This is a genomic window from Scleromatobacter humisilvae (assembly GCF_023231945.1).
In the GTDB taxonomy this organism is placed as follows: Bacteria; Pseudomonadota; Gammaproteobacteria; order Burkholderiales; family Burkholderiaceae_C; genus Scleromatobacter; species Scleromatobacter humisilvae.
In genome coordinates this window covers 1440750-1460031 of the sequence record NZ_JAJLJH010000001.1, presented here as the reverse complement: position 1 = coordinate 1460031, position 19282 = coordinate 1440750, and the positions used below count along the sequence as shown (strand labels likewise).

At 70.4% G+C, this 19282-nt stretch carries 16 protein-coding genes; 3 read left to right on the top strand and 13 right to left on the bottom strand.

The window, feature by feature from the left end; all coding sequences use genetic code 11:
* Window positions 1-3: 3 nt before the first annotated feature.
* The 3 genes from LPC04_RS07000 to LPC04_RS06990 all read left to right on the top strand — a co-directional run bounded on the left by LPC04_RS07000 (window position 4) and on the right by LPC04_RS06990 (window position 4931).
* Window positions 4-579 (top strand): ECF-type sigma factor, encoded by a 576-nt coding sequence (locus tag LPC04_RS07000; RefSeq protein WP_275681458.1) that lies wholly within the window; start codon window positions 4-6, stop codon window positions 577-579.
* Window positions 576-3368, top strand: a complete 2793-nt coding sequence (locus LPC04_RS06995) for a serine/threonine-protein kinase (protein WP_275681457.1) — start codon at window positions 576-578, stop codon at window positions 3366-3368. Before LPC04_RS07000 ends, LPC04_RS06995 begins: the two co-directional genes overlap by 4 nt.
* Before the next feature lie 120 nt (window positions 3369-3488).
* Window positions 3489-4931: a cytochrome C gene (locus tag LPC04_RS06990; RefSeq protein WP_275681456.1), complete on the top strand. Its 1443-nt coding sequence runs from the start codon at window positions 3489-3491 to the stop codon at window positions 4929-4931.
* 121 nt (window positions 4932-5052) lie between these two features.
* On the opposite strand, the gene LPC04_RS06985 is transcribed toward LPC04_RS06990, so the two are convergent.
* The 13 genes from LPC04_RS06985 to gspG all read right to left on the bottom strand — a co-directional run bounded on the left by LPC04_RS06985 (window position 5053) and on the right by gspG (window position 19243).
* Window positions 5053-6435 carry a chitinase gene (locus LPC04_RS06985; RefSeq protein WP_275681455.1) on the bottom strand — a complete coding sequence of 461 codons (1383 nt, stop codon included), beginning with the start codon at window positions 6433-6435 and terminating at the stop codon, window positions 5053-5055.
* Window positions 6436-6520: 85 nt separating this feature from the next.
* On the bottom strand, window positions 6521-7807 hold the full coding sequence (locus tag LPC04_RS06980; protein ID WP_275681454.1) for a carbohydrate-binding protein: 1287 nt from the start codon (window positions 7805-7807) through the stop codon (window positions 6521-6523).
* Between the two features lie 516 nt (window positions 7808-8323).
* Entirely contained in the window at window positions 8324-9538 is a 1215-nt protein-coding gene (gene gspF / locus LPC04_RS06975) for a type II secretion system inner membrane protein GspF (protein WP_275681453.1), read from the bottom strand.
* Window positions 9539-9551: 13 nt separating this feature from the next.
* Window positions 9552-10973, bottom strand: a complete 1422-nt coding sequence (gene gspE / locus LPC04_RS06970) for a type II secretion system ATPase GspE (protein WP_275681452.1) — start codon at window positions 10971-10973, stop codon at window positions 9552-9554.
* 16 nt (window positions 10974-10989) lie between these two features.
* Window positions 10990-13302: a type II secretion system secretin GspD gene (gene gspD, locus LPC04_RS06965; protein WP_275681451.1), complete on the bottom strand. Its 2313-nt coding sequence runs from the start codon at window positions 13300-13302 to the stop codon at window positions 10990-10992.
* Window positions 13303-13304: 2 nt separating this feature from the next.
* Window positions 13305-14276 carry a type II secretion system protein N gene (gspN, locus tag LPC04_RS06960; RefSeq protein ID WP_275681450.1) on the bottom strand — a complete coding sequence of 324 codons (972 nt, stop codon included), beginning with the start codon at window positions 14274-14276 and terminating at the stop codon, window positions 13305-13307.
* A gap of 124 nt (window positions 14277-14400) precedes the next feature.
* A complete protein-coding gene (gene gspM, locus LPC04_RS06955) occupies window positions 14401-14892 on the bottom strand; it encodes a type II secretion system protein GspM (protein ID WP_275681449.1) in 492 nt (163 codons plus the stop codon).
* Window positions 14889-16133, bottom strand: a complete 1245-nt coding sequence (gene gspL / locus LPC04_RS06950) for a type II secretion system protein GspL (RefSeq protein ID WP_275681448.1) — start codon at window positions 16131-16133, stop codon at window positions 14889-14891. The genes gspM and gspL overlap by 4 nt, the downstream gene beginning before the upstream one ends.
* Before the next feature lie 208 nt (window positions 16134-16341).
* A complete protein-coding gene (gene gspK / locus LPC04_RS06945; RefSeq protein WP_275681447.1) occupies window positions 16342-17379 on the bottom strand; it encodes a type II secretion system minor pseudopilin GspK in 1038 nt (345 codons plus the stop codon).
* Window positions 17367-18002: a PulJ/GspJ family protein gene (locus tag LPC04_RS06940; RefSeq protein WP_275681446.1), complete on the bottom strand. Its 636-nt coding sequence runs from the start codon at window positions 18000-18002 to the stop codon at window positions 17367-17369. The genes gspK and LPC04_RS06940 overlap by 13 nt, the downstream gene beginning before the upstream one ends.
* A complete protein-coding gene (gene gspI / locus LPC04_RS06935; protein ID WP_275681445.1) occupies window positions 18002-18358 on the bottom strand; it encodes a type II secretion system minor pseudopilin GspI in 357 nt (118 codons plus the stop codon). The genes LPC04_RS06940 and gspI overlap by 1 nt, the downstream gene beginning before the upstream one ends.
* Entirely contained in the window at window positions 18355-18882 is a 528-nt protein-coding gene (locus LPC04_RS06930) for a pilus assembly FimT family protein (RefSeq protein WP_275681444.1), read from the bottom strand. Before LPC04_RS06930 ends, gspI begins: the two co-directional genes overlap by 4 nt.
* On the bottom strand, window positions 18809-19243 hold the full coding sequence (gene gspG, locus LPC04_RS06925) for a type II secretion system major pseudopilin GspG (protein ID WP_275681443.1): 435 nt from the start codon (window positions 19241-19243) through the stop codon (window positions 18809-18811). Before gspG ends, LPC04_RS06930 begins: the two co-directional genes overlap by 74 nt.
* Window positions 19244-19282: the final 39 nt, after the last annotated feature.

The following is a 19282-nucleotide window of genomic DNA, read 5'->3' as shown; positions in this document are numbered from 1 at the left end:
CGCATGAGCCGCGATCTCGCCTGTTCCGAGCCCGTTGCCGACGAGGCATCGGCGACGCGTGCGCCGATCGACGGCAACGATGCGCTGTTCGCGAAGCTCTACGACGAGCTCCATCGCATCGCGCGACGCGAGCTGGCGCGCTCCGGCCCCGACGTGATGGCCAGCCCGACCACGCTGCTGCACGAGGCCTATCTCGACATGGCCGGCCGCAGCCCGCTGGTGTTCCCCGATCGTCCGCGCTTCCTGGCCTACGCGGGTCGCGCCATGCGGGCGCGCGTCATCGACCAGCTGCGGGCGCGCGGCGCCCATAAGCGCGGCGGCGACCTGCACCTGACCTCGCTCGACACCCACATCGCCGAGCAGGTGGCCGCGCCCCGGCAACTGGCCGACATCGGCGGCGCGCTCGACGAACTCGCCGAGCTGGAGCCCGAACTCGCCAACGTCGTCGACCTGAAGTTCTTCTGCGGCTTCGGCGTGGCCGAGATCGCCGCGCTGCAAGGCGTCTCCGAACGCACCGTGCAGCGGCGCTGGGAAAAGGCGCGGGCACTCCTGTTTCGCGCCATCGGCGGGAGCCCATGATCGTTCCGGATGCCGAGCGCTGGAGGCGGCTCAGCCTCCTGTTCGACGAGCTGCTCGATCTCGAGCCCGGACAGCGCCAGGCCCTGCTCGACACCCTTCGGGCCGAGGATGCGGCGTTGGCCGACGAGCTCGCGTCGCTGCTCGCCGACGCGGAGCGCGCCGAGCAGGCGCATTTCCTCGACGGCACGGCGGCCCCGCCGGCGGCGACGCTCGCGGACCAGCGCATCGGCGCCTACGTGCTGGAGGCGCCGATCGGGCAGGGCGGCACCGGCACCGTCTGGCGCGCGCGCCGGGCCGACGGCCTGTTCGAGCGCGCCGTGGCGTTCAAGCTGTTGCATCCGTCGCTGATCGGGCACATCGGCGCGCTGCGTTTCGAGCGCGAAGGCAAGGTGCTCGCGCGGCTGGTGCATCCGAACATCGCGCGCCTGCTCGATGCCGGCGTCACGCTCGCCGGCCAGCCCTACCTGGTGCTCGAACTGGTGGACGGCGATCGCATCGACCGCCATTGCGACGAGGCGCAGCTGGGCATCGCCGAACGCGTGGCGCTGTTTCGGGTCGTGCTCGACGCCGTCGCCCACGCGCACCGGCACCTGGTCATCCACCGGGACATCAAGCCCGGCAACATCCTGGTCGACCGGCAGGGCAACGTGAAGCTGCTGGACTTCGGCATCGCCAAGCTGCTGCAGGCCGGCGAGGGCGGCGACGCGGGCGAGCTCACCGTCGAGGGCGCACGCGTCCTCACGCCCGACTACGCCGCGCCGGAGCAACTGCGCGGCGAACTCGTCAGCACGGCCACCGATGTCTATGCGCTGGGCGTGCTGCTCTACGAGTTGCTGGCGGGGCGCCATCCGACGGTGCCGCGGCAGGCGTCGCCGGTCGATGCGCTGCGCGCGACGCTCGAGGTCGATCCCGACCGGCTCGGCACGGCCGTCACCGTCACCGGCCTGGGCTCGGCCGAGATGCTCGAGCGCATCGCGCAGGCCCGCGGCACCTCGCCGGTGCGACTCCGGCGCCAACTTGCCGGCGATCTCGAGAACATCGTCGGCAAGACGCTGCGCAAGGAACCGGCCGCGCGCTATCCGACGGTCGACGCGCTGGCCGAGGACCTGCGGCGCTGGAAGGCCGGCGAGCCGGTGATGGCGCGGCCCGATTCGCTGGCCTATCGCGCGTCGCGCTTCGTCGGCCGCCATCGCGGCGGCGTGGCGGCGTCGGCGATCGCGCTGCTGGCCATCCTCGCCGGCGTGGCCGGCACGATCAGCCAGGCCCGGCGCGCCGAGCAGCAGAGCGAGCGCGCGACCCGCGAGGCCGCGCAGGCCAAGCTCGAACGCGATCGCGCCGTCGTCGACGGCCAGCTCCAGCGCGGCACCAACGAGTTCCTGCAGCTCGTGCTGCGCGATTCCGCCGGCAACGATCCGGGCGCGGTGCGCCGGCAGCTCGATCGCGCCACCGAGCTGATCGCCAGGACGAAGTTCGAGCAGCCCATCGTCAAGGTCGCCTTGCTACGCCAGACCGCCGGCCGCTATGCCGAACTGGGCGACATCGCGGCCGCGCGCCGGCTACTCGAGAGCGCGATCGACGCGACCGCCGGCACCGAGCTGGCCCTGCCGACCAGCGGCGTGCCGGTCAACCTGGCCTGCTCGCACGCGCGCTACCTGCACGAGATGGACGAACAGCTGGCCGCAATCGCCGAGCTCGATCGCGCCGACCGGCTGATCGCCGCCGGCGCCGACGTCGGCGTGCCGAGCCGCGTCGCCTGCATGCAGTCGCGCGTCTACGCCCAGAGCGCGCTGGGGCAGCGCGATCGCGCCGTCGCCACCGCGCGCGACGCGCTGCAGCAGCTGGAAAAGGCCGGCATCGCCAGCGGCGAACAGCATCGGCTGATGCGCAGCGTGCTGTCGCAGGCGTTGATGGAGGCCGGCCGGCCTGCCGAGGCGATGGCGATCGCGCGGCCGCTGCTGGCGGAGAGCACGGCGGCGCAGGGCCGCACGTCGATCGCGGTGCTTCGCCGCTCCAGCGTCGTCACCGGACTGACGCGGCTCGGTGGCGATCCGCTCGCCGCGCTGGCGCTGTCGAATGCCGACCGCGACGACGCGGCGCGTGTCTTCGGGCCGGGACACGAGGATGCCGCGCTCGCGCTCGAGCACGGACGCATCCTGCTCGCACTGGGTCGCGGCGCCGAGGCGGCTCCGATGCTGGCACGCGCGACGGCGGAGTCGCGGCGCAGCGGCCGGATCGCGTTCACGCTGGCCGCCGGCATCGCCGAGATCGATGCACGGCTCGAGGCGGGCGACGTTCGTGGCGCCGCGAGCACCTGGTCCGAGCTGGCGCCGCTGCGCGCGAAGGCCGTCGCCGAGGGGCGGCCCTCGGCGATCGACCTGCTGCTGCTCGAGTCGCGCCTGGCGGCGACACGCGGCGACGCGCGCGCCGTGCTGGCGCCGCTGGAGGCGGCCCAAAAGCGCGTCGAGGCGGACGGTGGCGTGGCGAACCCGATGGCCTTTGACGTCGCCCTGGCGCGGGCCGAGGCGATGCTGGCCGCGGGCGAGCCGGCCGCGGCCGCGCTGCCGGTCGCGGAGCAGGCCTTGGGCGCGGCGCGGGCCACGTCGCTGGATCCGCAGCGCTCCAGCCTCGTCGGCCAGGCCCTGCTGGTCCGGGCGAGGATCCTCGAGCGCGCCGGCCGCGTCGACGACATGCGCCGCGACGCCGCCGAGGCGGCGCGCCAGCTGGCGCCGACGCTGGGCGACGGCCATCCGGCGACGCGTGCCGCGTCCCGGCTCGCCGCGATCGCGTAGGGCCACCACGTTCTAGGTGTCGCCCGCGTGGCGGGTTTCGGCGCCCGAATCCGCTTCTCCCAACAGGCCGGTCGCGGCACGACGCGACCGACACCATCCACGACATCAGGGAGACACGCCATGCGTTCCACGACTGCCGCCGCGTTCGCCGGCTTCTTCTCGCTCGCCTTCAGCTCGATCGTCGCGGCCGGCCCCGACGAGCGACATGACGATGGCGCGGAACTGCACCGCAATCCGTCGGGCGCCGCGCTGACGCTGAGCTCGACCGGGCGCATCGACCGCAGGAACCCGTTCTTTGCCAGCCTCGGCACCAACGGGCGGTCCTGCGAGTCCTGCCATCAGGCGGCGGAGGGCTGGACGATCACGCCGCGCGGCCTGCGCGATCGCTTCGAGGCCAGCGGCGGCAGGGATCCGGTGTTCCGCCTCGTCGACGGCGCCAATTCGCCCAAGGCCGATGTGTCGACGCGCGAGGCTCGCGAGAAGGCCTACAGCATGCTGCTCAGGCACGGCGTCATCCGCATCGGCCTGCCGATCCCTGCCAACTCCGAATTCGAGCTCGTGAAGGTCGAGGATCCTTACGGCTACGCGTCGGCGGCCGAACTGTCCCTGTTCCGCCGGCCGCTGGCCGCAACCAACATCCGTTTCCTGAGCACCGTCATGTGGGACGGTCGCGAGACCTTCAAGGATCCGGCCAGCACCGATTGCATCAGCGGCACCACGACCTGCTTCGCCACGCTGCACTTCGACCTGGCCGACCAGGCCAACTCCGCGGTGACCAAGCATGCGCAGGGGATGCAGCCGCTGACCACCGCGCAGGCCGAGGCGATCATCGCCTTCGAGTCGAGCCTGACCACGGCGCAGGTACGCGACGACGACGCCGGCAACCTCACCGTCCACGGCGCGCACGGCGGTCCGTCGTTCCTGCAGGGACAGGTCAACTACTTCGGCATCAACGACACGCTGGCCGGCGACTACCGCACGCACGCCAACTTCACGCCCGACGTGATGTCGCTCTACACCGGCTGGCAGTCCTACATCTTCGACGCGCGCCGGCCGGACCAGGAGGGCCGCAGCCGCGAGGTCGCGGTGGCGCGGCGCGCCGTGGCGCGCGGCGAGGCGCTGTTCAACAGCAAGCCGATCAGCATCACCGGCGTCAAGGGGCTCAACGACGACCTGCACCTGCCCGTCATCGCCGGCACCTGCACGACCTGCCACAACGCGCCCAATGCCGGCAACCACTCGGTGCCGCTGCCGCTGGACCTCGGCCTGGCCGACGCCAGCCGCCGCAGCCCCGACCAGCCGCTCTACACGCTGCGCAACAAGACCAGCGGCGAGACCGTGCAGACGACGGATCCGGGCCGCGCGCTGGTCACCGGCAAGTGGCAGGACATCGGCAAGTTCAAGGGCCCGACGCTGCGGGCGCTGGCGGCGCGCGCGCCGTATTTCCACAACGCGTTCGCCAAGGGCCTGCCGGACGTGGTCGACTTCTACAACGACCGCTTCGGCATCGGCTTCACGCAGCAGGAGAAGGACGACCTCGTCGCCTTCCTGAAGACGCTCTGAGGGAATCCGGAAGCCCACGGCATCCGGATCGGTGTGGAGGGACTGCGCGCATGCGAGCGTGCAGGAGAAAGGGCGCCCGCAGGCGCCCTTTCGCTTTTTCTCCAACGACGTCAATCTCGAATCATGGCAGCGCGTTCAGTGCCGCGCGTGTCGGTACCGAGAAGTTGTAGCCGTCGTGCTTGTCCCAGTTGATCGACCACGTCATCGCGCCGCGGAAGGTCGGGTAGGCCTTGGCGGGCTTGATGGTGCCGCAGTTGACGAGCCTGGTCAGGCAGGTGAGCGTCTGGCTGACGACCGTCGGCGTGACGAACCCGGAGTTCGCCGAGCTCGGGCCGGACGGCACGCCGAACGCGACCTGGTCGGGCCGCAGTCCGTTGAAGTGCCAGCCGGTCCCGTAGGCCGTCGTGAAGCCCTCGATCAGCATCAGGCTGCCCGCGACGAGGCCGTCCACGGTGCCTTGCTGCACCTGCTGCATGCTGGCGTTGTCGTACGTGAACGCGCCGTTGTTGTAGTACTGGACGTGGATCTCGGTGAGGTCGTTGCGCAGCGCATCGATGATGGGCAGGTAGGCGCCCCAGATCGAGCCGTAGGCGACGTAGCCGCCCTGCACGTACGGATGCTCCGGCGCCATCGACAGGTAGAACGTCGGCCCCACCTTGGCCTTGAGCTGCTGCATCGCGGTCACGATGTTGGTCTGGATCGCGGCGCCCATCGACACGCCGGTCTCGAGGTCGAGATCGATGCCGTCGAAGCCGTACTTCTGGATGATCGCGTAGGCGCTGTTGACGAAGTTCGTCACCTCGGTGGCGTTGTCCAGCGACACCGAGCCGTTCTGGCCGCCCACCGACAGCACCACCTTCTTGCCGGCCTTGCGCTTGGCGGCGACGTCGGCGATGAACTGCGCGTCGGTGCCCGCGTTGGGGTCGACGGTGAAGCTGATGGCGCCGTTGCCCGCGTTGTCGGCGAAGGCCACGATGATCACGTCCCAGTCGTTGGTGACCTGCGAGATCGGGTAGGTGTTGCCCGACGGATTGGTGAAGTCGTGCCAGTAGCCGACCAGCCAGTGGCCCGAGGCCGGCGCGGGGGACGGCGACGGCGGCGTCGGCGCGGGTGGCGGCGGGGCGGGCGTGGGAGGCGGCGGCGCCGGGGTCGGCGGCGGCGGTGCGGGAGTGGGCGGCGGAGGCGCTGGCGTGGGCGGCGGCGGGGCCGGCGTGCCGGAGCAGCTCGCGATCACCGTCCACGGCTGGCCGGTGCCCGGGCCGCCGTTGTTGGTGGCCGGGTCGTTGTTCTGCGTCCACCAGTTGGCCTTGTAGCTGACGCCGTTGCGGATCGCGGTGTCGCCGGCGACGTAGGCGATCGTCGAGACCCAGGCCTGGCATTCGACGGTGGCGGCCGCGGCCTGCGTCGGCGCGAGGGCCGCGGTGCCGGCGACGGCGGCGCTGAGGGCGATCAGCAGCTCGATCTTGCGCTGTCTCTGCGGGTTGCGGGGTGTGGGATCGGACATGGTCCTTCTCCTTGTGGATGTCGGTGTCGGAAGGCCGACGGCCGGATCGCTTGGCAGCGAGCCGGCCGTCGGGCGCGTCAATCGATCAGAGACCCAGGTCGCTGATGAACGCGTTGGTGAAGCCCCAGTTGCCGGCGCTGCCGTAGCTGTTGCAGGTGGCCGAGGCGTAGCCGGGCGCGCAGTCGTGATCGCGATCGAGCGACCAGAAGTGGATGCCCGCGCCGCCGTTGGCCTTGACCCAGCTGCTCAGCGTGGACGCGTCCGCGATCGAGAACGTCTCGTCGGTGGCGTCGTTGCCGCCGATCATCGGCGTGATCTCGATGGCCGAATACGGCACCCCGTAGTAGTTGTGCAGGTTGACCGCCGACTGGATCGCCGACTTGCCCATGTCGCACTTGCCGCTCGAGTTGAGCGTGCAGTTCGACGCGATCGCGCTGCCGTAGTCCATCGCCATCAGGTTGATGATGTAGTTGGTCAGGCCGTGCGACTTGATCGACGCCATCACCGTCACCCCCATCGAGCCCAGGCTCTGCGGCGAGTTGCCGCCGAGCGTGGCCAGCGTGAAGCTCCAGCGCAGGCCCGGATGCTTGGACTGCGAGGCCTTGACGCGCGCGACGAGGTTGTCGATGTCGGCCGACGTCTGCCCGGCCTCGATGTCGAAGTCGATGCCCGCGAGGCTGGACGACGCGTAGCGGTTGACGAAGGTCTCGAAGTCGGTGTCGTTGGCGCAGGTGAACGAGCCCGCCGCGCCGCCGGTGGAGATGACGTACTTCACGCCGGCGCTGACGAATGCGTTCACGTTGGCCGAGGCCACCGCGGCGGCCTGCAGGCCGCCCCAGTTCTCGCTGCCGCACGCGCCGGTCGCGAAGGCCCAGGTGATCTCCTTCAACTTCGCCGGCTTGACGCTGAGCACCGGCGACAGCGTGCCCGTCACCGCCGTCGAGATGACGTTGGTGTTCCAGTTCATGCTGACCGTGATGTCCTTGTACGGGCCGTAGAACGTCGAGCCGGACGGCGCGGGTGCCGGGGGCGTGGGCGTCGGCGGGGGAGGCGTCGGGGTGGGCGGCGGCGGCGTGGGGGTCGGGGGCGGCGGCGTGGTGGAACACCCGCTGGACAGCGTCCACGGCTGGCCGGAGCCGGCACCGCCGTTGTTGGTGACGGGCTCGTTGCCCTGCGTCCACCAGTTGGCGGTGTAGGTCTTGCCCTGGTCGACCACGACCGCGCCGGCCGTGTAGGCGATGGACGCGTTCCAGGCGGAGCAGTTGGGCGGATTGGCGGCCATGGCGGCCATGGGGACGGTCGATGCGACGGCCGCCGACAGGGCGGCGAGCATCTGCAGCTTGCGCTGGCGGGCTGTGTCGTTCGTGGACATGCTTGTTCTCCGTGAGTTCCGGGCAAGGAAGCGTCTCTGGGGAGGGGACGCCGGATTCGATTCGGAAGACGGCGGCGCCACGGTCTGCGACTCGGGAGCGGCGTCGCCTGAAACTTTCGAATCGGGTTCAGCGTAGTGCCGCGTCATAAATCGGACATGATGGATAACCACTACAAGACCAGTATGCGAGTAAAATAAATAATTAGTATGTGCATACTTTCGGTGAACTGAATTCGGATGGCGCTGAACAATGGCGCGACGCGCCGACGATTCGTCCGTTTGCACGCGCACGTCGGCGAGAAACGGACGATTCCACGGCAGCTCGACGGCGCTGCGCGCGCATGTCCGATCTCATGGTGCTGGTGCTGTCCAGTCGGCAGACTGGTTATATCGATGAGTATCGAGCCGCTTGTATTAAATATCGGTCAATACCGGAAACAGGGTATCGGTGCGGGCATGAAAAAGGCCGGAAGCGTCCGAGACGCGTCCGGCCTGCCAGCAGCGAGCGGCCTCCGGCTATTTCACGAAATCGTTCAGCTGGATGATCGGCAGCAGCACCGACAGCACGATGACGAGCACGACGCCGCCCATCGCCACGATCAGCAGCGGCTCCAGCAGCGTGGCCAGCGCGAACGCGCGGCGCTGGACTTCGTTGCTGAGCTGGCGCGCGGCGCGATCGAGCATGGTGGGCAGCTGCCCGGTCTGTTCGCCCAGGCGCGCGAACATCGCCAGCAGGCCCGGGAAACGCTTGTGGGCCGCGAGCGCCGAGGCGAGCGGCGCGCCTTCGCGCACCTGCACCAGCGCCTCCATGGCGTCGGCGCGGAGCGCGTGGTTGCCGAGCGTCTCGGCGGCCGCCTGCAGCGCCTTCAGGATGGGCACGCCGGCGCCCGCGAGCATCGCCAGCGTGCCGGCGAAGCGCGCCGCGTTGTAGCCGCGCGCCAGGCGTCCGGCGAGCGGCAGGTTGAGAAACGCGGCGTCGAAGCGCAGCCGGAACGCGGGCTGGCGCAGCGAGGCGCTGAAGACGATGCCGCCCAGGATCAGCAGCGCCGCGGCCAGCAGGCCCCACTGGCGCACGAAGGCGCTGATGGACAGCATCATCTCGGTGAGGAAGGGCAGCGCGTGCTTGCTGGTCGCGAACACCGACGCCACCTGCGGCACCACGTAGGTGACCAGGAACGTGACGATGATGACCGCGATCAGCGAGACGATGGCCGGATACAGCGCCGCGCCGATCAGCTTGCCCTTGAGCGACTGGCGCTCCTCGAGGTCGTCGGCCAGGCGCTCCAGAACGCGGCCCAGCGCGCCGCTCTGCTCGCCGGCGGCGACCACCGCGCGGTAGACCTCGTCGAACTCGCGCGGCACGCTGCCGAGCGCGCGCGCGAAGGTGGCGCCGCCGTTGACCTCGCTGCGCAGGTGCGCGATCAGGTCGCGCTGGCGTTGCTCCTCGGCCTCGTCGGCCAGTGCGGTGAGCGCGCGTTCCAGCGGCAGCCCCGCGGCGACCAGGCCGGCCAGCTGGCGCGTCCACACGGCCAGCCCCGACGACGAGAACGCCTTGCGCGTGAATCGTCCCTGGCCGCCCGCGGACTCCACCACCGCGACCGGCGTCAGCCCCAGCGGCACCAGCTGCAGCCCGCGCAGGTGCGAGCGCGCGGCCTTCATCGACTCGGCCTCGACGATGCCGTTGGACGACTTGCCGTTGGCGTCGAGCGCCTCGTATTTGTACGCGGGCATGGATGCTTCGAACCTAGTCGCGCGTCACGCGCACGACTTCTTCCAGCGACGTGACGCCCTCGGCCACCAGCCGCTCGCCGTCCTCGCGCATCGAGTGCATGCCGTTGGCGATGGCCGCCTTGATCACGTCGTGCTCCGGCGCGCGCGCGTGGATCAGGCTCTGGATGGACTCGTCGACCACCAGCAGCTCGTAGACGCCCGTGCGCCCCTTGTAGCCGGAGTTGACGCAGTGCTCGCAGCCCACAGGGTGCCAGCGATGCTGATCGTCCTCGCGCTTGCAGTATTCGCACAGCTTGCGCACCAGGCGCTGCGCCAGCACGCCCAACAACGACGAGCTGAGCAGGAAGGGCTCGACGCCCATGTCGATCAGCCGATTGATGGTGGAGGGCGCGTCGTTGGTGTGGACGGTGGCCAGCACCAGGTGGCCCGTCAGCGAGGCCTGGATGGCGATCTGCGCGGTCTCGAAGTCGCGGATCTCGCCGATCATCACGACGTCCGGATCCTGCCGCAGGATCGCGCGCAGCGCCTTCGCGAAGGTGAGGTCGATCTTCGGGTTGACCTGCGTCTGGCCGATGCCGGGCAGCTCGTATTCGACCGGGTCTTCCACCGTCAGCACGTTGGAGGTGCGCGTGTCCAGGCGCGTCAGCGATGCGTACAGCGTGGTCGTCTTGCCCGAGCCGGTCGGGCCGGTCACCAGCACGATGCCGTGCGGCTGCTGCACCAGGCGGTGGAACTGCTGAAGCACGTCGCCATCCATGCCGAGCGACTCGAGGCTGAACTTCTGTTCGCCCTTGTCCAGCAGACGCAGCACCGCGCGCTCGCCGTGCGCCGACGGCAGCGTCGACACGCGCACGTCGATCGCGCGGCCGCCGATGCGCAGCGAGATGCGGCCGTCCTGCGGCAGGCGCTTCTCGGAGATGTCGAGCTCGGCCATGATCTTCAGGCGCGAGATCAACGCCGCGTGCAGCGCCTTGTTCGGCTGCACCACCTCGCGCAGCGTGCCGTCGACGCGGAAGCGCACGCTGGAGCTGCGTTCGTAGGGCTCGATGTGGATGTCGCTCGCGCCGTCCTTCGCGGCCTGCGTCAGCAGCGCGTTGAGCATGCGGATGATGGGCGCGTCGTTGCTCGCTTCCAGCAGGTCCTCGACCGCCGGCAGCTCCTGCATCATTCGCGAGAGGTCGACCGCGCTCTCGACCTCGCCGACGACCGACGCCGCGCTGCCCTGGCCGCCCGAGTAGGCCTGCGCGATGCGCGTCTGCAGCGCGGCGGGCGTCTCGCGCTCGATGCGGTCGACCGAGTGCAGCCGCAGCACCTCGGCCAGCGCCGTGCGCGAGGTGCCGTCGCTGACGTGCAGCACGCGCTCGCGGCCGTCGTCCTCGATCAGCACCGAATACGTCTTGGCCCAGGCGTAGGGCAGGGGATGGCGTGCGCCCATGGTGGCCTCGCTCGTCTTACTTGGTCGGCGCCGGCGGCGGCGGGTCGCGCAGGTCGGGGATCGGCGAGACGCTGGGCATGTCGATCGACTTCGTCTGCGGATCGGCCGGCACGCTGTTGTCGATGCGTCCGTTGGGCTTGACCACCGGCACCACCGGGGCGTCGTTGATGCGCATCAGCAGGCTGTGGTCGGGCTGCAGGCTCTGCTGCTGCGTGCGGATCGCGTCGTAGCGGTTGATGGTGAGCTTGTCGGCGTCGGCCTGGTTGCGGATCACGATCGGCCGCAGGAACAGCATCAGGTTGCTCTTGTGGCGCGTGCGGTCCGAGCTCTTGAACAGGTTGCCCAGGATAGGGATGCTCTGCAGCAGCGGCACGCCGGTGGTCGAGTCGTTGAACTCGTCCTTGATCAGGCCGCCGAGCGCGATCATCGCGCCGTCGTCGACGGTGACGTAGGTCTCGACCGAGGTCTTGTTGGTGACCTGGCTGCTGGTGCCGGAGACCGACGAGTTCTCCTCGTAGATCGTCATGCGCACGGTGCCGTTCTCGCCGACCTGGCTCTTGATGCGCAGCGTGATGCCGACGTCCTGGCGCTCCACCGTCTGGAACGGGTTGACGCTGCTGGTGGCGCCGCCGGTGTTGGTGAAGCTGCCGGTGATCAGCGGGATGTTCTGGCCGACGACGATCTTGGCCTCCTCGTTGTCCATCGCGATCAGGTTCGGCGTGGACAGCACGTTGCCGCCGGCGTTGGTCTCCAGGAAGTGGGCCAGCGCCGCGAGCGTGTAGATGCCGTTGATCTTGGGCACCCAGCCGAGGTTCAGGCCCGGGCCCAGCTGGCTGGACACCGTGGTGCCGCTGGTCGTCGTCGTGGTCGACGTGGTGCCGCCCGTGGCCGCGGCGGTGCCCGCGGCCACCGCGAGGTCGATGATGTTGCCGCCGCTGTTGGACGTCTGCGCCGAGAAGTTGGTGCCGCCGCCGAGGTAGGACGCACCGGCGCCCAGCAGGCCCTGCCACTGGAAGCCGATGTCGGCGGCCTTCTGCGCGTCGACCTGGATCATCAGCGCCTCGACGTAGACCTGCGCGCGGCGCACGTCGAGCTGGTCGATCACCTGGCGCATCTGGCGATACACCGGCTCGGAGGCCGTGATGATCAGCGCGTTGGTGGCCGGGTCGGCCTGCACCTGGCCGCCGGTGGACGGGCGCGCCGAGGCCGCGACCGGCGTCGTCGACTGCGCCGACGCGCCGCCCGCGGTGCCCGACGTGCCCGTGGGCGCGTTCGGGTTCTGGATCGCCGTGGTGCGGCCGTCGGCCGTCGGCGCGCCGCCGGTGCCGCCGGACGGGCCGCCGCCGCCGTTGCCCGCGCTGCCGGCCGAGATCGCGGCGCGCAGCAGTTCGGCCATCTTCACGGCGTCGGAGTTCTTCAGGTAGACGACCCAGATGTTGCCGGCCGGCCCGCCGCCGGGCGTGGGCTGGTCGAGCTTGTCGATGATGGACAGCGCGTAGGCCATGCGCGACTGGTTGGACGCGCGCACGATCAGCGAGTTGGTGCGGCCCTCGACGATCACCGACGTGCCGCCGCCGCCCTGGCCCGGCACGCCCTGCACCGCGGTGCTGGAGCCGTCGATCAGCTTCTGCACGGTCTGCACGACGTCGGTCGCGACCGCGTTCTTCAGCGGCACGACCTGCAGCTCGCCGCCGGCGGGCTGGTCGAGCGCGGCGATGATCTTGCCCAGGCGCTGCAGGTTGTCGGCGTAGTCGGTGATGACCAGCGAGTTGTTGCCGGGGCTCGCGTTGATCGTGTTGTTGGCGGTGATCAGCGGGCGCAGCACCGCCACGAGGTTGTTCGGGTTCTCGTAGTTGAGCTTGAAGATCTGCGTCAGCACGACGTCGCCGCGCTGCGACGGCGCGCCGACCGACACAGTGCTGGTCTGCAGCTTGGCATCGGCCTCGGGCACCACCTTCAGGAAGCCGCCCGACTCCACCACCGTGAAGCCGAGTCCGCGCAGCGCCGACAGGTAGTTGCGATAGGCCTCGGAGAGCGGCTGCGGCTTGTCGTTGTAGACGGTGATGTTGCCCTTGACGCGCGGGTCGACCAGGATGTCCCGATTGAGCATGGCGCCGATGGCGCGCGAGACGGCCTCGATGTCGGCGTTGACGAAGTTCAGCGTCACGGGCGTGCCACGTGCGCGCGAGGTCGGCACCGCGTCCTCGGCGCTGGCGGTCGCGTCCTTGCGCGGCGCGGCCTGGGCGATGGGGGCGATCGAATTCGCGAGCAGGGCGATCGCGATCGTGGTCGCGTTCAGACGGCGGAGAGAAGCAGACAGTCGTTCCATGATCACCCGATCGAGATGTCGGACATCGCACCGTTGCGGCGTCCGATGAGGTTCAGCAAGTTGTTCAACGCGGCCTCGGAGCCCGCGGCGGCGTGCGCCTCGGCGCGGATGCGCACGCCCGTGGCGCCGATGAGGCCGCGGCCGTCGATGAGAAGCGCGCCGTCGATGGTCGAGATCCACACGAGGTCGCGCGAGGCGCCGTCGCCGGGATTGACCTGCGTGCTGGGATCCGGCTGGATCAGCACGCGATAGGTGCCGAGCGAGTCGAGCGTGGTCAGGCGCGACGAGGCCTGGCGGATCTCGACCTGCGCGCTGCCGAGCGTGCTCCAGTGCCCGTTCTTCAGCGCGAACGACAGATTGTGCGTGCTCAATGTCAAGACGCCGCCCGGATGGATCGTGTTCCACGGAAAGCCCCGGCCCTCGAGCCAGCCCATCGGCCACTGGCCCAGCGGGGTGGCGGCGGCCAGGGCCGCGGAGTCCGCGCCGCTCATGCCCGGCGTGACCTTGGCGGCGGCGGCGATCTCCTTGCCGCGCTCGTCCGGCCCGATGACGTCGACCCGCCACGCATCGAGCGTGCGGCGCAGGCTCAGGTCCATGCCGTGGGCGAGGCAGCAGTCCTGCGTCAGGTGCAGCGAGACGCCGTTCCAGCGCGGGCGCAGCGTCCATTCGAGGCGCGTCGGCAGCACCGAGGCGTCGTGGCTGCCGACGCCGCCGGTCAGCACGGTGATCGCGCTGCCGCTCCAGATCGTGCCCTCGGCCTCGGCCAGCAGGAACGTGTCGTTCGTGGCGCTGGCCACGGCGTTGGCGAGCAGGCTGGCCGGCAGCGTGGCGACGAGGCCGACGACGAGCCCGATCGCCGCGCCCACGATGGCCAGCCGGCGATGGCGCTGCAGCAGCCGCACCTGGCCTTCCACCGGAGGCGGCGAGAAGGCGGGACGACTGCCCTTGGCCGGGCGCAGGCGGATCACGCTCATGACCGCCCCTCCCGCGCCGGGTGCGGCGCTGCATCCCCCGAGGGGACCGCGGGCCTCCTTGGGGCGGCCCGGCGCACGGCCCGCGTGGCGCAGCGGCCGACGGCGGAGGACACGAAAGTGCGCATCACTGTTGCGAGCCGATCGCCACGACCAGCGTGCCGTTGTAGCCTTCGCCGGCCCGCGTCAGCGACGCCCCGGTCGGGCGCGCGCGCGCGCCGCCGCGGGCCTTGAGCAGCCAGGTCCGCAGGTCTTCGCCGTTGATGCCGGTGACGCTCAGCGTGCCGTGGTCGCCCTGCATCGCGAACTTGGCCTTGCCGCCGAGGTCGTCGGTGGCGGACTTCAGCACCTGCTCGGCCACCGACTGCGGCACCGGCGGCAGCGCGCGCAGCTGCCGGGCCTCGTTGGAGATGGCCTGCATCTGCAGCAGCTGGGCATCGGCCTGCGCGCGCAGCACCGGCGCGTCGTCCAGCGTCGTCCACGCCGGCCGCACCAGCAGCAGCCACACGACGAGGAAGGCCAGCGCGCCGCCGATGACCACGACCATCTGGCGCTCGCGCGCGTCGAGCTTGGCGTAGCGCGCGCGCATCTGGTCGCGGGTGTCCGTGATGGCGCTCATTTCTTGCTCCGGACCGAAGGCTGGCGATGGCTCAGCACCAGCTTGCCGGTGCCCGACTGCACGTCGACGTTGGCGGCGCGCAGTTGCGTGGTGAAGCGTTCGATCTCCTGCGGCGTCCAGCCGTCGGCCGGCAGCGTCAGGCGGCCCGGCTCGAACTTCAGGTTGGAGATCGGCGAATGGCTCTGGGGCCAAGCCGACTCGGCGGCCTGCATCAGCGTCTCGATGTCGCCGTCGCCGGGGCGGCCGGCGGCGGCGCGCAGCGTGTCGAGCTCGCGCTGCGCCTGTGCGGCCGGGTCGTAGATCGTCTTCAGGTTCGGGAACGCCTCGGCCACCGCGGTGGCGAGCGCGGCCTTCTTCTGGGCGATGCGGTGGTTCTCCTGGAACGCGCGGATGTTCAGGCCCAGCAGCGTGACGGCCACCAGCGCGATCAGGCCCATGCGCGTGACGCGCCAGGCCGGGTCGAACGCGAAGCGGGCCGCCAGGTCGCGCACCAGCTTGACGCCGCGGCGCTGCGGCGCGAGCTCGAACTGCAGCAGCGTCCAGCCGGCGCGCGCGGCGCGCAGGCCTTGTTCCTCGTCGGTGACCGAGGCCACCGGCATGCCGACGAACTCGCTCGCGTCGAGCGCGGTCTCGGGCGTGGCCGTCCAGCGCACCACGGTGTCCTCGGGCAGCGCGGTGAGCAGCGCGCGCGCGACCGGGCTGGCCAGTGGCACGCACAGCACGCCGGCATCGTCGCGCCACGCGAGCTGCGCGGGCTCGTCCGGGCCGCCCTCGCGGAAGGTGTGGCCGGCCACGCCCTGGTCGGGCCACCACGACGGCACCGCGCGATCGAGCGCGACGTTGCCGGCCTCCAGCGCGGCCAGCTGCGCACGCAGCCACGGCTTGTTGACGACGGCGACCCAGTGCTCGCCGCCCGGCTTGGCATCTGGCGCCAGCGCCAGGTGGATCTCGTCCTCGTCCTCGAGCAGGCCTTCCTCCATCACGCCGGTGAGCGCGGCGCGCATGCGGGCGGCGGGCGCCTTGGGGATCGCCACGCGCTGGAACGCGACGTCGCCCGGGCGCAGCACCGCCACCACCAGCGACGCGCGCGGCAGCGCCGCGGGCGTGGCCCTGCCGTGATCCGTCACGCGCGTGCCGTCCGCGCTCAGCACGTAGTCGAACTCGGCGGGCGCGACATGGCCGGCGGTCGTCGGGGCAGCGAGCCGGGGCTGGGCTGCGAGCAGGATGATCAGCGTGGACATGGATGGAGAAGGACGAATTTACAGCCTGCGTGTGAAGCAGGGCGCTGCCCGGGCGAGACCAGGCCATGCCAGGGCAAAGCCGCGTATTGTGGCCTGTGACGGTGACGGTTCCGGCGACTTTGTGTCACACGGTGCTGCGGGAAAACGCCAAGGCGCGGCACGGGCCGGGGGCGGCAATCCCTTTTTCGCGGTATCGGGTCGACCCGGATCATGCGGGGGCAGCGGCGGCGACGGGGTCGGGTGGCACCCGCTCGCGACGCAGCACCTGGACCGAGAATTGATCCTTGCGGTACACGACCGAGCGCTCGCGGATCACGTGCTGCTCGTAGCGCAGCTGGCCGAAGATCTCGAAGTATTGCGACTTGACCGAGTAGAGGACCTTGGGCCCGGGGTTGTCGGCACCGCCGCCGCACGCCGTCGCGACCGGCATGCCGATGTTGGCGGTGACCTTGGCCGGATCGTCGAAGGGCTTCTGCCGCCGCTGCAGGATCACCTGCTCGGCCTGCGCCCGGGTCATGCCGGGACAGCCGGCCATGAGCACCTCCGCCGGCGCGGTGTTGGCGTTGATCGGCACCGGCGCCGTGCCCGTGAACGGCAGGATCTGGACGAACGGCTCGATGGTCTTGACCACCTTCGGATCGACGCCGTACCAGGCCAGGTCGGCCACTTCGATGGGCATCACGACGGCGTTGGTGGCGTCGGCCTGGCCCGACTGGTCCTTCTGCAGCTGCTGCGCCGAATAGCTGGCGCGCAGCCCGGCGGCGATCGTGGCGGCGACGTCCGGCGACACGCCGATCGCCGAGAACAGGATCTGCAGTCGCTGGATCTCGGTGTTCTTGCCGGCGGCGTCGCTGTTGACGAGGTTGAACAGGTTGTACTTCGATTGCGCGTCGGTGATCTGGCCCGACAGGTAGGCCTCGGGGCCGGAGTCGTCCTGATGGTTGCCGTCGGCCGACAGGAAGCTCGACAGCTTGGTCTCGGCCAGCGGCGTGGCCCACGGCTGGCCGAGGTCGTCGTCGGTATAGCTGTTGCGGATCGACGACTTCAGGATCAGGTTGCCCCAGTCCAGCGACGCGTTGAGCAGCCACTCGGCCTGCGTGCGCGCGCGCTCGGCGGCCTCGACCTCGATGCCGCGCCATTGCAGCCACACCATGCCCGCCGCGAGCGTGGCCACTAGCGTCATGATCAGCAGCGCGAGCAGCAAGGCCGCGCCCGACTGCCGGCCGCGCGTCCTCATGTGGCCCATCGCGGCAGCTCCCGTTCGCGCACCAGGTCGCCATCGGGCAGCTTCAGCGTGATGCGCACGCCGCTCGGCGGCACGAAGGCGGCGCCGCTGGTCACGATGCCCTGCGTCGAGCCGGCATTGTTCCAGCTGCAGCCGGCGGTCGCGATGGTGTTCGGGTTGCAGACGATGAAGTTGAACGAGTCGACGTCCTTCAGCACCGTCACCGCGTTGCCGCTGATCGCGCCCCACTGCTGGCTGCGCATCCAGGCGTCGGTGAGGTCGGACATGTGCGTGGTCGGGCCGCTGGCCCAGCGCTGCCAGCGCCGGTCCTGCACCGTCCACACGACCAGCTGGACGCCGTCGGGCGTGCGTCGCGCGAAGCGCAGCGTCGCGCCGTCCCACATCAGCGCCTGCGGCAGCACCTTGCTGTCGACCACCTGCGCGATGTCGTAGTCGAACTGCGACAGGCCGGTGTTCAGGCGCAGCGTGCTGTCGGTGGCCGCCAGCGCCGAGTCCTTGGCGCGCACCAGCGCATCGATGCCGCGGAAGGCGAGCGCGGCCAGGATCGCCATGATCAGCAGGGCGACCATCACCTCGACGAGCGTGAAGCCCGACGAGCGGCGGGAATGCGCGGGCGCGGCCATCAGTGCGACATCACCGTCGAGATGGTCACCATCTCGCGGCCTTCGTCGTTGGCGACGATCGCGTCGACACGGCGAAAGCTCGGGTTGGGCGTGGGCTGCACCTTCAGCGTGCCCTGGAACGTGCGACCGAGCTGCATGCAGTTGAACGTCGTCTTGCCCACCGCGGGCAGCTGGCCCTGCATGCGCAGCTCGGTCAGCTGGTTGTCCGCGCACCACTGGGCGAGCACGACGTCGTTGAGCCGCTGCGACGTGCCGACGACGGAGCTCGCCGCGCGCGAGCCCGCGGCCAGCGCGATGGCGACGATGGCCAGCGCCACCATCACCTCGATCAGCGTGAAACCGCCGCGGCGATTCATTGCGCGGCCACCGTGGCGCTGGCGTCGACGATCTGGAACGGCGACAGCCCGTCGGTGCCGACGGCGATCTCGCGCTCGCCCAGGTGCAGCACGACGCGCTGCGCCGGTAGCAGCGGCTCGGGGCCGAGGCGCAGCTGCGGGCCGCCGACGACCGTGGCGGTGGTGCCCGAGTCGAGCCAGCGCGACGGCAGTTCCTTCGTCGCGATCGCGGGCAGGCCGATGAACTCGAAGCCGCCGGTGGTCAGAGGCGCCCAGCGCACGTCGGTGCCGACGATGCGCGACTGCGTGCGGGCGCTCTCGAGCAGCGCGGACAGGCGCGCGCCTTCCTCCTCGAGCCTGCTCTGCGAGCGGTCGCGCAGCGACAGCGAGACCAGGCCGGTGGACACGGCCACGATCAGCACGACCACCATCAGCTCGAGCAGCGTGAAGCCGGCCGCGGCGCGGCGCGGCCTACTGCCAGGAGCCGATGTCCGCGTCGTCGCCTTCACCACCGAGCTGCCCGTCGGCGCCGAAGCTGAATACATCGATTTCTCCGTGCACGCCCGGGTTGGCGTACTGGTAGGGGTTGTGCCACGGATCGTCGGGCAGCTTGTCGAGATAGCTCTTCCAGTTGTTCGGGATCGTGCCGCTGGTGGGCTTGGCCGCCAGCGCCGCGAGGCCCTGGTCCTGGCTCGGGTAGCGCCCGTTGTCGAGCTTGTACATCTTCAGCGCGTTCATCAGGTTGGAGATGTCCGCCTTGGCCGCCGTCTGCTTGGCCTCGCCGACCCGGTTCAGGATCTTCGGCGCGATCAGCGCGGCCAGCACGCCGATGATGACGATCACGACCATCAGTTCGAGCAGCGTGAAGCCGCGCGAAGAGCGCCGTGCGATGAGGGCTTGATTCATGAAAGATTCCGGTGGGCCGATTCCAGCAAGTCTTGAATC

Coding starts and splice junctions, on each gene's coding strand:
- gspF (WP_275681453.1), bottom strand. CDS start 9,538: ATGCCCGCGTACAAATACGAGGCGCTCGACGCCAACGGCAAGTCGTCC.
- gspM (WP_275681449.1), bottom strand. CDS start 14,892: ATGAGCGCCATCACGGACACCCGCGACCAGATGCGCGCGCGCTACGCC.
- gspG (WP_275681443.1), bottom strand. CDS start 19,243: ATGAATCAAGCCCTCATCGCACGGCGCTCTTCGCGCGGCTTCACGCTG.
- LPC04_RS06990 (WP_275681456.1), top strand. CDS start 3,489: ATGCGTTCCACGACTGCCGCCGCGTTCGCCGGCTTCTTCTCGCTCGCC.
- LPC04_RS06985 (WP_275681455.1), bottom strand. CDS start 6,435: ATGTCCGATCCCACACCCCGCAACCCGCAGAGACAGCGCAAGATCGAG.
- LPC04_RS06980 (WP_275681454.1), bottom strand. CDS start 7,807: ATGTCCACGAACGACACAGCCCGCCAGCGCAAGCTGCAGATGCTCGCC.
- gspN (WP_275681450.1), bottom strand. CDS start 14,276: ATGAGCGTGATCCGCCTGCGCCCGGCCAAGGGCAGTCGTCCCGCCTTC.
- gspL (WP_275681448.1), bottom strand. CDS start 16,133: ATGTCCACGCTGATCATCCTGCTCGCAGCCCAGCCCCGGCTCGCTGCC.
- gspI (WP_275681445.1), bottom strand. CDS start 18,358: ATGAATCGCCGCGGCGGTTTCACGCTGATCGAGGTGATGGTGGCGCTG.
- LPC04_RS06930 (WP_275681444.1), bottom strand. CDS start 18,882: ATGTATTCAGCTTCGGCGCCGACGGGCAGCTCGGTGGTGAAGGCGACG.
- gspK (WP_275681447.1), bottom strand. CDS start 17,379: ATGGGCCACATGAGGACGCGCGGCCGGCAGTCGGGCGCGGCCTTGCTG.
- LPC04_RS06995 (WP_275681457.1), top strand. CDS start 576: ATGATCGTTCCGGATGCCGAGCGCTGGAGGCGGCTCAGCCTCCTGTTC.
- gspD (WP_275681451.1), bottom strand. CDS start 13,302: ATGGAACGACTGTCTGCTTCTCTCCGCCGTCTGAACGCGACCACGATC.
- LPC04_RS06940 (WP_275681446.1), bottom strand. CDS start 18,002: ATGGCCGCGCCCGCGCATTCCCGCCGCTCGTCGGGCTTCACGCTCGTC.
- LPC04_RS07000 (WP_275681458.1), top strand. CDS start 4: ATGAGCCGCGATCTCGCCTGTTCCGAGCCCGTTGCCGACGAGGCATCG.
- gspE (WP_275681452.1), bottom strand. CDS start 10,973: ATGGGCGCACGCCATCCCCTGCCCTACGCCTGGGCCAAGACGTATTCG.